We start from the raw sequence: 12,552 nt of genomic DNA, 5'->3' as shown, positions 1-12,552 counted from the left end.
TATTATGGCAAAAAGAGTTGTTCTTATAATTTTAGCAGTCCTTATAGCAGGTCTTTTTACCTTCCTGTATATCCGCTATTATGTACCTTATAGTGATTCGGGGGTAAAAGCCGGTATGCTCAACAATGTGAAGCATAAAGGGATTATATTCAAAACCTACGAAGGAGAGTTGATTCAATCCGGATTTCGTCCCGGACAGCAAGGTTTGCAATCCAATGAATTCCAATTTTCGATAGAAGATAAAGAGTTGGCTATAAAACTGATGTCTCTTAGTGGACAGAATGTGAAGCTGCACTACAAAGAATATTACGGGGCTTTACCTTGGCGGGGATATACGAAGTTTATTGTAGACAGTATTGTGGCTGCTAGTCCTGCTGTTCAAAGTCAAGGACAAGAAATTCCCCCTTCTACCGGAGAGTAAAGATTATTTATTTTATATCGAATGATAAGAGATGTAACGCCCGCTGATGCTGCGCAGATAGCAGCCATCTATAATTATTATATTGAGGAAACAGTCGTGACCTTTGAGTATGATCTTGTTACTGCCGAAGATATCCGGAAGCGGATAGGCAAAGTGCAGGCAAAGGGGTTTCCTTATTTTGTATACGAGAAAGATGGGCAAATAATTGGTTATGCTTATCTCAACAATTGGCGTGAGCGTGTAGCTTACGATATAACGCTAGAAACAAGCGTATATCTTGATCGCAATGCCATAGGAAGCGGAGTGGGCAGTATTTTATATCAGGAACTGATAAACAGAGCCCGAAATATAAACATACATTCACTGATTGGTGTAATATCATTGCCCAATGATCCAAGCCGAAAGCTTCATCGAAAATTTAACTTTGAGTTGGTCGGCAATTTCAGGGAGTCGGGAGTCAAATTCGGAAAACTGATTGATGTCGAATTCTGGCAACTGATCTTATAGCCTTTTCCTTAGATTATTTACAGGATAGATTACAGCGAGGAATCCAATGATACTCACTGTAACAAATATCAGTACAATATCCAAAGCTTGTACCGATACAGGGTATGCATCTATAACAAAGGCACCGGGAGTATTGCCTAATTTCAATAATCCGAAGTATTGTTGTAACAGACAAAGCGTGAGTCCGAGAGTTACACCTACAACGGCTCCTACAAATGTGATTAGCCAGCCCTCGAAGAGAAATATCCGTGTGATTAATGTATTGTTTGCTCCGAGGCTTTTTAATATCCTGACATCCTCGTCTTTCTCTATAATCAGCATCGTAAGCGATCCTATAACATTGAATACTGCTATTATAAGAATGATGCATAAAATGAGAAATGTAACCCATTTTTCAACGTTTACCATCCGATAAAGATCAGCCTGTTGTTCGAATCTGTTCTTTACCAATAGTTCGTCTTTCCCAATTATAGACTTTATTTTATTGTGTACCTTGTCTACATTATAGCCGTCTTTTACTTTTATGTCAAGGGATGATATTTCTTTGTCGTAGTGGAAGAGTTCGCGTGCCAAGTCTATTGAAACAATAAACATCTGGTCGTCGTACTTTTGCTGATTGAGTGCAAATACACCCGATACGAATACCTCTGACTGAGTAAATGCTGTTGCCGGATTTGCCAGATTGATGCGTTCGTTTCGTTTGGGAGCGTATAGCTCTACCGGGTCGAGGAATCCGGCTCTTACCCCAAGAAACATGGCCATACCTGCACCTATAACTCCATTTTCGATATCACCTTCGCGTAACGAAAACTTTCCATCTATAATCAGATTGTTTACGTTGGCGAGATTGATGAAATTGGCTGATACACCTTTTAATATAATCGGTTCTTGTCGGTCTGCGAATTTAATCAAAGCATTGTCTTCCAGAGATTCGGATGTGAATTCTATTTCGGGCAAAGCTTTGATTTCTTCTATCTTCTTACTTGTCGGGTCAAATACTTTCCCTTTGGCCGGAGTAATTTGTAGTTCGGGGTCGAAAGCGCTGAATGTGTTTGCTACTACGTCTGTAAAACCATTAAAAACCGATAAAGCACATACCAGCGCCATTGTGGCAACAGTTATCCCACATACCGAGATCATCGATATGATGTTGATAGCATTATGCGATTTCTTTGCGAAAAGATAACGGCGGGCTATGTGCAGCGCAAGATTCAAGCTTATTCTTTTACTTCGTTATTATCCTTGTTGAGAAGCCTGTCTATATTTTCCAGATAATCGAGCGAGTCGTCCAGATAAAAAGCCAGCTCGGGAATTACACGTAGTTGTTTACCTACTTTTTGTCCCAAGTCGAAACGAATACTTTTTACATTGGTTCTTATATTCTCAAGCAATTCTTTTCCTTTCTCGGAAGGGAAAATACTCAGGTATACTTTTGCTAGTCCTAGATCGGGTGTTACACGCACAGTGCTCACTGTTACAAGTACACCTTTCATCTGTTGGGTTTGTTTTCTGAAAATCTCACTCAGCTCTTTCTGGATGAGCCTGTTTATCTTTTGTTGTCTGGTCGTATCCATCCTTAATTATTTTAGCTTACAAAGGTAATACAAAATAGTTACAAGTAGCAAGCTATTTAAATCGTTAGCAACTTTAATATATCTATCTGTACATTCAAGTCTGTGGAGATTTGACTCTTATTTTTTCCATATCAATGTCAACCCGTCACGTATTGGCAAGATTACTTTTTCTACTCTGTCATCCTTCGCTATCATGTCATTGAACTGTTGTATCCCGATGGTTTGTTTGTCCGATGGTTTCGGAGTTTCCAGTACATGTCCGTCCCACAGTGTGTTATCGGCAATGATAAGTCCACCGGGACGTACCTTGTCGAATATGAGATTATAATATTCAATGTAATGGCGTTTGTTTGCATCAATGAATACGAGATCGAACGTGCGGTCTATCTGAGGGATTATTTCCATTGCGTCTCCTATATGAAGATGTATCTTATCTTTAAGTTTCGATTTGTGCAGGTGTTTTAAGATGAAGTCCTCGAGTTCGTCGTTTACTTCTATGGTATGTATTTCAGCATCGTTGTCGGCTCCTTCCGCCAAACATAGGGTTGCGTATGCCGTATAAGTTCCTATTTCGAGAATATACTTAGGATTCATCATTCTGCAAAACATTTTGAGCATACGTCCTTGCAGATGTCCCGATAGCATTCTTGGCTTTAATAAATTTACGTGAGCGTCCCTGTTTAATTGTTTGAGTAGCTCGCTTTCTTGATCGATACGAGAAAGAATATAGCTTTCTATAGCTTCGTCCTTTTCCAATGACATGGTTTATAACTGAATCGGTTTATAATTTAACGCTTTGTCTACAATTTCTTCCGAAGATAAATTTTCATAGTAGATCAAATCAGATATTGCAGGGTGGGGCACATTTCTGTGTAATAACTCTAACATCTCATTCAATTGATCTTCTGTGTACTTCTCTACATCCAGAATTTGTTCTACTAATTGTATCAATTCTTTTCTGGTCATAGCCTGCAGATATCGGTGTATTCTGCAAAACTAAGATATTTATTTATAAATTGTTGCTTAAAAAAGCATTCTTATGTAATTTATTTTTTATATTTAGCATATTGTTACATCTAAATTTAATTATCATGGGAAGAGCAGTCGATAAAAATTCAGCACCCCATTATTTTTGGGGAGACAAATGTAGCAGTTGGATCCTAATGAGTAGGGATTCTTTATCTGTAAAAATTGAAACCATGCCGGCAAATACAAGAGAAACTTTACATTACCACTCTCTTGCAAGGCAATTCTTCTTTGTGACAAAAGGAACAGCAATATTTTACGTTGAAGGCGAGCGTGAAGTTGTTAATGAGCAGCAAGGTATCTTGATAGAACCTATGGTGAAGCATTATATTGCCAATGAGACTTCAGAGCCTATCGATTTCCTTCTTGTCTCTCAGCCTGACAATGATTCAACGAATGACCGAACAGATTGTGAATAAAAAATAAAGGGTGTAATCGCACCCTTTATTTTTTTATTCACGGATTGTTATTGTATAATTTTTGCTCTTAAGTGTGGATTTATATAAATATAGGTAATGCAATCCTTGACTGTAATATTTAATGTAACTTCTTTGTCGGGCATTAGTCCATTTGAGTTATAAGGATTTGTTCTTATCGTTTTAACTCCACTAGATGTATATGTATGTTTTATTTTATGTAAATTGTCTGTTGGCCATGGTTTGGTTGATGGGTCAGCTAAAGGGTGGTCTCCTGTATAATATTTAGTATTATCTCCCATCTCCCATTCTATATACTCAGCTCCATATCCACTTGTTCCCTGTTCAGCTTCCAATATAAATTCACCTTCTGCTCCTGTACATAGTTCTGTTGGTCCTGTAAGAGCCTTAACTAAGAAAAAGCTTGGCATAAAATTAGGCAATCCATTAAAGGGATAAACGCTGGCTCCTCCACAAGCAAAAAAATTAGGATGTGCCTTGTATGTATTCGCCGGTACTGCTGTGTCTGGATTGTTAGGGTCATCTATTGTATATAGTGTAGAGCTGCCTCTAACGATCATGTACATAATACCTTTGGGTCCCATAACTGCATTGAATTCGCCTGTTGTAATCATATTCCTATAGTTGTTCATAGAGCCATTGGCAAGGTCACTAAACTTTATAAAGCCGGCACTTCCCATATTTGTCAGATATAACCACTCGTTAGATGGCGAAAACTCTACACCATAGGCGGCGATATTTTTAGTGGCGTGTTTCGACGAAGTTACCTCTCCTGTAGAATTATTGAAAAAAGCTGTACCGAATACCCCTACAGGGGTAGTATTGCTTGCTTGGTCTATAGCGTATGCTATTCTGGTTCCATCGGCAGATATTCGAATATGTCCCAGTCCTCCACGATAAGAATTGGAAGAGGTTGTACTGGCAAACTCATATGAAGATAGAGATAATACGGGGGTATCCGACACTCCGTCTTTCGTGACCTTCCATGCATGAAAATGACTGCCGAAAATGCTTACCAGCCAATAGTTTCCATCACTAGAGGGTGTTAATGTAATATTCTCCATTACGTTTGCTGCCGTGTATCTTTCCGTCAAACTATTTTTTTGATAGCCATATGTAACTGATTTGTTTATCTTGCCTGTGACAAGTTCTCCAATTCCATTATTGGCAGCTAAGTCGATAATAGAATAATTAATACCTTTTCTGGGGTTAGATTGCTTATCGTCGATAGTGAAAATGTAGTACAAAGACGTTTCACCCGGAACTGGACACATGATGCCTGATTGGGTAGCAGAGGAATTTCCAAATAATATATTGTTTTTATTTATCGAAAAATCACCATCTGCCGAATTCGTTGGCAAAGGAAAAGTGGCTCCTTTTATACTTTCGGGAGTGTAGACATACTTTCCATCAGAGCTCATTAACCAATTCCCATTTTTATCCGAGATAGAGAATACCCCTTCGTTCTGGCGTAAGGGGGCATTGCATATAGCTTTTGGATAGGTGGCATTGCCATTAAATACCTCAGTGAAATCGAAACCTACATTATAGCCAAAGTGCCACCAGGTTCCCTCTCTTTGTGCGTTTGCTGACATGGCGGAGAGGAGGAATATGCATATTATAAAATATTTTTTCATCACATTTCTACTTTACGATAGCTATAACATTAATATATGATTTCGTGGTTGGAGCTGTACCATTCGTTGTATAGTGCATTGTGCCATCCGGATCTATTTTTGCTATAGACATTATACTCGTATCATAATAAGTAACTACATAGTATAATTCACTATTTTCATATAGTTTACCATTCAGTGGAGATGGTATTGTATTTATGCTAGTGTCGCTAGATATAAATGCTCCATTTCCGGTTTGGGTAAATTGGTTTTTATATATATCATGTAATTTGATTTCTCCGGAATTTACACTGCCTAAGGTTATAGATAGATGAAATGGTGGAAGGTAGAACCAGCGAGCACCTTCACTTCCTTTACCACCTGACATGTTCCATTGCTTCCCGTCCCATACGTATGTACCTGGTTCGAATGACTCGTCAATAGAGTTGGTAATTTGTTGTTTTATATTATATACAGTTAGCCCTACATGTTTCATTTTGGTCTGATCGTCTATTGATCCTTGAATGAATGGCTCCAATGTTTTTCTATTTACAAGTTTTACCCTAGGCAAACCTAATCCTCCTTTGTCTGAGGTAATATTGCTATCGTCGGTAATAGAGACTATGTGCGACGCATTGTGCATTGTTTTAATTTCTAGAATAGCTGCACTGGACGGTTCTGCGTTAGATCCAATTGTTACTTGAGCATTTGCTACAGTCGTTACTATTATTAGTAAAACCAAAAGAATTGTTTTTTTTAGATTAATTATTTTCATAATGATAAAAATGAATTTAGGAACTCTTACTGCATTTATTCATTTGTAGTTTGCGATTTTCTGAAAGAATATCTTTTCTGGTAAAGATTATTCGTAAAGAAGAATATCTGTAAAGAATCTTACAAGTAAAATTTCTACAAGCAATGAACATATAAAATTATATTCCAGATAAATTTTACTCGGATAGATTACATTTTAGCAATTTCTCTTAGTGTAGTAAAAAAGTGTATTTGTAAGTTTAATTGTTTGACTGCAAAGGTAAGTTCTACAATACTCGCTAAGCGCTCTTTTTTATATTAAGTAGTTCTTTGGTAAATGTTTTTTCTCTTTATTTGATGTCAACTATTTGTATATTAGTGTGTAGTGTGTTTTTAGAATTGTGCTTAAAGTAAAGTTATTTTATGATAGTACCTATGTTTTTTATTTTTTCTTCAAAATTTTCATTATCAGCCAAAGCTTTTGCTTTGACTTTACTCCTGTAGTTGTATATCGTTTGCATAGAATAGCGAAGAAAAGATGCGATATGTTTATTATCTGTTATTCCGAGGCGTATAAGAGCAAATATTCGTAACTCTGTATTTAATTCATTTGACTTTAATTTATATCGTTCTTCTTCTTTTAGCAGGGCATTAATTTCATTTACAAAACTTGGGTAGATATTAAGGAAAGCCATATCAAAATTGCTATATAATTCTTCTATTTCTTTTTTTGTATTTGTTGATACTGACATTGTTGCCAATAAGTCATTTGTTTGGCCTGCTTTGATCTTTCGGTATACAGATTGTTTAAATTCTTCCAGTTTTTCTATATAAATCGAGTATTGTTTCAAAAAGTATCCAATATATTCTTCTTTGATATTGTTCGCTTTATCCAAACTATCATTAAGTAGTTTTAGTTGCTTCCGATTCTTTTTAATAATACGAATTTGTCTGTATACGCAAAGGCATGTAAAAAGAAGTCCGATAGCAAATGCTATCATAATAATAAGGTACATTGTTAAATGTTGTCTTTGTTCTATTATTTTGTTTTGATACGTTTCTTCTATTATCGGAAAGGTTTCTAATATGATTTTGTTACGATGTTTTGAATTGTAAAAATTTGCATCGTTAAGTGCTTTTTTTGCGATTTTATAAGCTCTCTCCGAATCGTTAGTTTCATGAAGCAAGAGGGCTAGGTTCATTAGTATTATTGGATCTTTGATTGCAGACTTGATATTCACCAGAGAAGCTTGGGCTAAATACATTATTGGCAGTTCTAGATTATCACCACGTTCCCAATACTCTATTCCTATAAGAGTAGAGATAATAGCATAATCTTGAGACTCGGGATTTAATGTTGGTAGAAGAGTTAATAGATGCTCAAGGTGTCCGGTTTTCTTCTCCCAATAGTCAATATAAACATAATCAATGATGTCATTTTTATCTTTTGAATATATTTGACGTGCAGAATCCAAAAAAGCGATCATCTTTTTTTCATACCTAGCGGAGTACTTTTCATTATTTATATGATCTATCAATGCTTCATATGAACGGGCATAGGCTGAATAATATTTTTCTCGTAAATCATCAGGTAACTTTTTTACTTTTATCGATTTTAATATTTCCTCTGCTTGAGTAAAAAGTCCCCCACGGGCATATGTTCTGGCAAGTAATATCTGGGATTCATCTTCATCTCGTTTTTTGTTTAGCGCTTTAGATATCTCTACATTTCTAGCAGCATAAAAAATTGCAGAATCACTTATGTACGTATTATATTCATTTACTATAATCTTATTTATATCGTATTGTTTTTCTAGAGATTGGGTTAGGTTGACTTTCTTTTTTAATTCGCTCAAACGTTCTTCTTTTAATTGGTCATATTTGTTTTGATTGTCAAAAGCATCATCTAATTCTTTTAGTATTTTATTAATATCATGATTTTGCCCAATGATATAAACGATCGGTGAAAGAAGGAGAATAAATAATAAAATATGGATTTTCATTTTGTGGGCCTTTGTCTATTTTGTTAGTATTGCGTTTGTCCGGTTTCAAATATACATGATTTCTCATTGTTTTCGAGATTAATGGTTTTTATATTAAGCTATTTTAGGAAGAGTCAACAGGTGCAAAATAAAAAGGGTGCTTTTGGAAGCACCCTTTTATATAAATAAATTTTAAGTTCGATTAGTCTACAGGAACGAAAAATTTCTCACCTTGTTCCATTACAGCACCAACTTTTTCGATTTCAAGGAAAGATGTTCCACCTTTACCATCAGAGAAAGTTCCACTCAAATAAGTAACATAGTCACCTGAGCTTAATACTCCGTCTAATTGAAGTTGGTTTAATGCTCTAACGAAATATTCTTTGTGGTTTTTAGTAAGACCAGCATCTTCTTGGAAGTGAGGATCTACACCGTAACTCAAAGATAACCAGCGAGCAACTTCTTCTTTGTTGCAGAATGCATATACAGGACATTTGCTGCGGAATGCGGCAAGAGTACGTGCTGTACGTCCGGTCATACTGTCTGTAACAATAGCTTTCACCCCTAGTTGGTTGCAAGATTTAACAGCTTGCTTAGCTAGGAATGATGTTCTTCCGTATTCTCTATCTTTGAAAGGAACCGGCATTGCTTTTTCTTCTAATTTAGATTGTTCGGCAGCAGCAGCAATTTGAGCCATAGCGCGAACAGCCTCGATCGGATATTTACCATAAGCAGTTTCTCCACTAAGCATCACTGCATCTGTTCCATAATATACTGCATTTGCAATATCTGTAACCTCTGCACGAGTAGGACGTGGATTTTCGATCATTGTGTGCAACATTTGAGTTGCTACGATAACCGGTTTTTTATATTCTACGGCTTTACGGATAAGCAAACGTTGGATTCCAGGTATTTTTTCTTGTGGAACTTCAATACCAAGGTCGCCACGAGCTACCATCACGCCATAAGCTGTTTCGTAGATTTCGTCGATATTGTCAACACCTTCTTGGTTTTCAATCTTAGCGATGATTTTGATTGGGCTGTTGTATTCGTCCAAAATCTTTTGTACGTCTAATACGTCTTGTTTATGTCTTACAAAAGAGTGAGCGATGAAGTCAGCTTTGTTTTTGATAGCGATTTCAATGCTTCTTCTGTCTTTTGCTGTAATTGAAGGAAGGTTTACTTTTACTCCAGGGATATTAACGCTCTTGCGGCTACCGATTGTACCATCGTTTTGTACTTCGCAAAGTAGATATTCTGCAGTTTTGTCGATTACTTTTAGTGCAGTTTCTCCGTCGTCAATCAATAGTGTGCTGCCTACCGGCACGTCTTCTATAATGCTTGGATATGAAAGTGAAACTTGCTCGGGAGTAGATAGGATATTGATATCACCGATAACTTTGATTTTGTCTCCGGTTTTAACAACTATTTTTTCTCCTGAAGCTGTAGCTGTTGTACGTATTTCCGGTCCTTTAGTATCCATCATAATACCAATGTGTGAAGATACGGCACGTACATTAGTCATTACTTTGATAAACCCTTCTTCTGTCATGTGGGCAGAGTTCATCCTTACAACATTGATCCCTTCGTTATATAATGCACGAATAAAATCAACATCACAACGCATGTCTGAAATTGTAGCTACAATTTTCGTTTTTTTCTGAGTCATAAATGGAATTTTATTTAATATATAGTTCTTTAAAAGATTTGCACTTGCAATCTTATATCTTCTTTGCTTTCAGAAAATAGTCGATAGCAAATTCGTATGATAACAGACCTAACCCAACGACAGAACCTTTGCAGGCTGCAGCGATCATTGATTTGTGTCGGAAATTCTCACGGGTATGAATGTTTGAGATATGCACCTCAACTACCGGAGTTGTTACAGCCTTTATGGCATCATGTATGGCAATGGAAGTATGCGTATATGCTCCCGCATTGAGCACAATGCCATCGTATGTAAATCCGGTTTCATGTATTTTGTCTATAATAGCTCCTTCGTGATTGGACTGAAAATAAGATAATTCGCAATCTGGATAGTTTTGTTGCAATTGGGTAAAATAATTTTCGAAAGAAATGTTCCCGTAAACTTCCGGTTCACGTTTTCCCAACAGGTTCAAATTTGGTCCATTTAGTATCAATATCTTCATTATATCAGCTATTTAGCCCCAATTATTTGCGTTTCGCATAATCAGAGCACAAAAGTACTACTTTTTCTTTGAATGATATAATCTTATAACAATTAAAAATCAAGATTAGTTTTGTTTACCTAAAGCTTGCAATATGTCAGCTTTAAGGTCATCCGGATCTTCGAGACCTACAGAGAGGCGCATAAGATTACTTTCTATACCCATTATCTCCTTCATCTCGGGTGTAAATGTGCCATAGATGGTTGAGTCGGGGTGTATAATTAATGTTTTATTATCGAACAAGTTTGTTGCTCTGCGGATAATACAAAGTTTATCCATGAAGTCGTAACAAGCTTTTTTGTCTTTCAGGCTAAATGTCAGCATAGCACCCGGATTACCAACAAACAGGGAATCCGATATCTTTTTATATGCAGAGCCGGTTAATTTTGGATAACCTACTTTCACAACATCCGGCAGTTCTGAGAGGAATTGCGCCAATTCATGTGCCGTTTCAGACATTTTTTCGAAACGTAATTCCAGCGTTTCCATACCTAGCGATTGTTGGTAGGCCGTATCTGGGTCCATTGCAGCCCCTATGTTGCGGGCTATCTCACGTTTCAACTTAAATGAGAACTGAGATACACCTTCTGTTTTTGCTACATTAGCTAAACGCTTGTTGTGCGTCCAGTCGAACGTACCGTAATCGAGGATTGCTCCTCCAATACTCGTAGCTCCACCTGATATATATTTTGTAGTAGAAACGACCTCAATATCTACACCTGCTTTTCTGGCATCGAAGCCACACCAAGGAATAATAGTGCTATCAACGATCATAGGTACATTTCTAGCTCTCAATATCTTTGATATTTCGGGGAGATTGGCGATCTCTAAATGCGGGTTAGTAATTAATTCGCAAAAGAAGGCACATGTATTTTCGTCTATAGCTGACGCTATCTCTTCCAGATTGTCGGTGTTTACAAAGCGCACTTCAACTCCGAATGCCGCAAGGGTAAATTTAAATAGTGAAAATGTATTGCCAAACAAGTGAGGTGATGTTACAATGTTACTTCCGGCATAAGCAATGGTAAGGAAAGTATTCGAGATTGAGGCCATTCCTGATGCTACCATCATTACGTTTTCTGCTGCCGATGCTGTTTTAATCTTTCGTTCCAGATTTTCTACAGACGGGTTCGTTATGCGTGTATATGTGTGTGAAGGGATCTCTTCTTTATACTGAAAAGCAGCCGCTATACTTTCAGAGTCGGCAAACTCGAAGGCAGCATTGCGATAAATAGGCATAGATATTGCACCATGCACATCTTTTTTGAAAAATTTTTCACTGATAATGCGGGTGGAAAATTTCTTGTTTTTGGAGTCTTTTTCAACCATGAATTATGTTCTTTGATATTTTGAGTGTCAAAGGTATAAAAGACTTGTGAAAATCCTGTTAAGATGAAATTGAATTATGATTTCCTCACTAAATCTTTTCTTCTTATTATCGGAACATTTTTGTCGTTTATATATAACACCGGAAAATAACCCTCGCTTAAGCTCCATCCTGCATTCCGTTTGTTTATTTCTTTTTTAGGATAGGCTTTTACATATATATCACTGTCACTTTCTTCGTCATGTATAAGAATAGCTTCTTTTTTGAAAGACACTTCATGCTTGGCCAAGAGGTCGTGAAGAGATATTTCTTTTACCAGATTTGTGATATAGTATTTATCATGTCGGCGTGTATTGTTTGCAAATGCGGCATAAGTGTAGTCACCTTTGTCTCCCAATAGTGTGGCAAGACAAATATGAAAAGCCCCTTCTGTAGTCATTGCAGCTTTCAATATGTGCCTTTTCAGGGCTTTTAGCCAAATAGTGCCAACAGTGAACAAAAAAAGGTAAGGGATAATATACCACGATACGAGCATGTCACTATTGAACAAGTATATTATTCCTACAAGTCCGACAAACAAGAAACATATAGGTGGCACCATCAGTAGTGTTTTCCACCAGAATGTGTTATTAAAGTAATGCCTTTTGAAGTCATAATCTTTCTCGAGTTTAGCGTAATCGTTTGCCTTCATCTTAGCTTTATATAAATTGTTTTTTTGAA

General features: G+C 36.8%; 14 protein-coding genes. 3 read left to right on the top strand and 11 right to left on the bottom strand.

Annotated features, from left to right (window positions below; translation table 11 throughout):
• The first annotated feature begins 4 nt into the window (after positions 1 to 4).
• Together E4T88_RS15650 and E4T88_RS15645 are read left to right on the top strand one after the other, a co-directional pair.
• Positions 5 to 421: a hypothetical protein gene (locus E4T88_RS15650; protein WP_135107084.1), complete on the top strand. Its 417-nt coding sequence runs from the start codon at positions 5 to 7 to the stop codon at positions 419 to 421.
• A gap of 21 nt (positions 422 to 442) precedes the next feature.
• Positions 443 to 928, top strand: coding sequence for a GNAT family N-acetyltransferase (locus E4T88_RS15645; protein WP_135107082.1), 486 nt, complete (start codon positions 443 to 445; stop codon positions 926 to 928).
• On the opposite strand, the gene E4T88_RS15640 is transcribed toward E4T88_RS15645, so the two are convergent.
• The 4 genes from E4T88_RS15640 to E4T88_RS15625 form a co-directional block, all read right to left on the bottom strand.
• The gene (locus E4T88_RS15640) at positions 923 to 2,143 is read right to left on the bottom strand and encodes an FtsX-like permease family protein (protein ID WP_135107080.1); all 1,221 of its coding nucleotides are present in this window, start codon (positions 2,141 to 2,143) and stop codon (positions 923 to 925) included. The genes E4T88_RS15645 and E4T88_RS15640 overlap by 6 nt on opposite strands.
• Positions 2,144 to 2,145: 2 nt before the next feature.
• Positions 2,146 to 2,502 carry a 30S ribosome-binding factor RbfA gene (gene rbfA, locus E4T88_RS15635; protein ID WP_006841989.1) on the bottom strand — a complete coding sequence of 119 codons (357 nt, stop codon included), beginning with the start codon at positions 2,500 to 2,502 and terminating at the stop codon, positions 2,146 to 2,148.
• Positions 2,503 to 2,619: 117 nt separating this feature from the next.
• Entirely contained in the window at positions 2,620 to 3,264 is a 645-nt protein-coding gene (locus E4T88_RS15630; RefSeq protein ID WP_135107078.1) for an O-methyltransferase, read from the bottom strand.
• 3 nt (positions 3,265 to 3,267) lie between these two features.
• A complete protein-coding gene (locus E4T88_RS15625; protein WP_135107076.1) occupies positions 3,268 to 3,468 on the bottom strand; it encodes a bacteriocin immunity protein in 201 nt (66 codons plus the stop codon).
• A gap of 125 nt (positions 3,469 to 3,593) precedes the next feature.
• Here E4T88_RS15625 and E4T88_RS15620 point away from each other — a divergent pair, with 125 nt between their 5' ends.
• Positions 3,594 to 3,947 carry a cupin domain-containing protein gene (locus E4T88_RS15620; protein WP_006841992.1) on the top strand — a complete coding sequence of 118 codons (354 nt, stop codon included), beginning with the start codon at positions 3,594 to 3,596 and terminating at the stop codon, positions 3,945 to 3,947.
• A 47-nt stretch (positions 3,948 to 3,994) separates the two neighbouring features.
• Here the strand turns inward: E4T88_RS15620 and E4T88_RS15615 are convergent, their stop codons facing one another.
• The 7 genes from E4T88_RS15615 to E4T88_RS15585 form a co-directional block, all read right to left on the bottom strand.
• Positions 3,995 to 5,602 carry a hypothetical protein gene (locus E4T88_RS15615; RefSeq protein WP_135107074.1) on the bottom strand — a complete coding sequence of 536 codons (1,608 nt, stop codon included), beginning with the start codon at positions 5,600 to 5,602 and terminating at the stop codon, positions 3,995 to 3,997.
• 7 nt (positions 5,603 to 5,609) lie between these two features.
• Complete coding sequence (locus tag E4T88_RS15610; protein WP_135107072.1) at positions 5,610 to 6,356, bottom strand: phage tail-like protein; 747 nt, start codon at positions 6,354 to 6,356, stop codon at positions 5,610 to 5,612.
• Between the two features lie 394 nt (positions 6,357 to 6,750).
• Complete coding sequence (locus tag E4T88_RS15605) at positions 6,751 to 8,337, bottom strand: SusR-related protein (RefSeq protein WP_135107071.1); 1,587 nt, start codon at positions 8,335 to 8,337, stop codon at positions 6,751 to 6,753.
• Positions 8,338 to 8,518: 181 nt separating this feature from the next.
• Positions 8,519 to 9,985, bottom strand: coding sequence for a pyruvate kinase (pyk, locus tag E4T88_RS15600; protein WP_135107069.1), 1,467 nt, complete (start codon positions 9,983 to 9,985; stop codon positions 8,519 to 8,521).
• Positions 9,986 to 10,037: 52 nt separating this feature from the next.
• Positions 10,038 to 10,466 carry a type II 3-dehydroquinate dehydratase gene (gene aroQ / locus E4T88_RS15595; RefSeq protein WP_135107067.1) on the bottom strand — a complete coding sequence of 143 codons (429 nt, stop codon included), beginning with the start codon at positions 10,464 to 10,466 and terminating at the stop codon, positions 10,038 to 10,040.
• 105 nt (positions 10,467 to 10,571) lie between these two features.
• Complete coding sequence (locus tag E4T88_RS15590) at positions 10,572 to 11,834, bottom strand: PLP-dependent transferase (protein ID WP_135107065.1); 1,263 nt, start codon at positions 11,832 to 11,834, stop codon at positions 10,572 to 10,574.
• 74 nt (positions 11,835 to 11,908) lie between these two features.
• Positions 11,909 to 12,523: a hypothetical protein gene (locus E4T88_RS15585; protein ID WP_135107063.1), complete on the bottom strand. Its 615-nt coding sequence runs from the start codon at positions 12,521 to 12,523 to the stop codon at positions 11,909 to 11,911.
• Positions 12,524 to 12,552: the final 29 nt, after the last annotated feature.

The organism is Dysgonomonas mossii (assembly GCF_004569505.1).
In the GTDB taxonomy this organism is placed as follows: domain Bacteria; phylum Bacteroidota; class Bacteroidia; order Bacteroidales; family Dysgonomonadaceae; genus Dysgonomonas.
Note: the sequence above shows the minus strand (reverse complement) of the source record. Positions and strands in the feature narration are given on the sequence as shown.

Bases quoted from the DNA above. Each gene is read 5' to 3' on its own strand.
- rbfA (WP_006841989.1), bottom strand. From the start codon at position 2,502: ATGGATACGACCAGACAACAAAAGATAAACAGGCTCATCCAGAAAGAG.
- E4T88_RS15585 (WP_135107063.1), bottom strand. From the start codon at position 12,523: ATGAAGGCAAACGATTACGCTAAACTCGAGAAAGATTATGACTTCAAA.
- pyk (WP_135107069.1), bottom strand. From the start codon at position 9,985: ATGACTCAGAAAAAAACGAAAATTGTAGCTACAATTTCAGACATGCGT.
- E4T88_RS15610 (WP_135107072.1), bottom strand. From the start codon at position 6,356: ATGAAAATAATTAATCTAAAAAAAACAATTCTTTTGGTTTTACTAATA.
- E4T88_RS15605 (WP_135107071.1), bottom strand. From the start codon at position 8,337: ATGAAAATCCATATTTTATTATTTATTCTCCTTCTTTCACCGATCGTT.
- E4T88_RS15620 (WP_006841992.1), top strand. From the start codon at position 3,594: ATGGGAAGAGCAGTCGATAAAAATTCAGCACCCCATTATTTTTGGGGA.
- E4T88_RS15625 (WP_135107076.1), bottom strand. From the start codon at position 3,468: ATGACCAGAAAAGAATTGATACAATTAGTAGAACAAATTCTGGATGTA.
- E4T88_RS15615 (WP_135107074.1), bottom strand. From the start codon at position 5,602: ATGAAAAAATATTTTATAATATGCATATTCCTCCTCTCCGCCATGTCA.
- E4T88_RS15590 (WP_135107065.1), bottom strand. From the start codon at position 11,834: ATGGTTGAAAAAGACTCCAAAAACAAGAAATTTTCCACCCGCATTATC.
- E4T88_RS15630 (WP_135107078.1), bottom strand. From the start codon at position 3,264: ATGTCATTGGAAAAGGACGAAGCTATAGAAAGCTATATTCTTTCTCGT.
- E4T88_RS15650 (WP_135107084.1), top strand. From the start codon at position 5: ATGGCAAAAAGAGTTGTTCTTATAATTTTAGCAGTCCTTATAGCAGGT.
- aroQ (WP_135107067.1), bottom strand. From the start codon at position 10,466: ATGAAGATATTGATACTAAATGGACCAAATTTGAACCTGTTGGGAAAA.
- E4T88_RS15645 (WP_135107082.1), top strand. From the start codon at position 443: ATGATAAGAGATGTAACGCCCGCTGATGCTGCGCAGATAGCAGCCATC.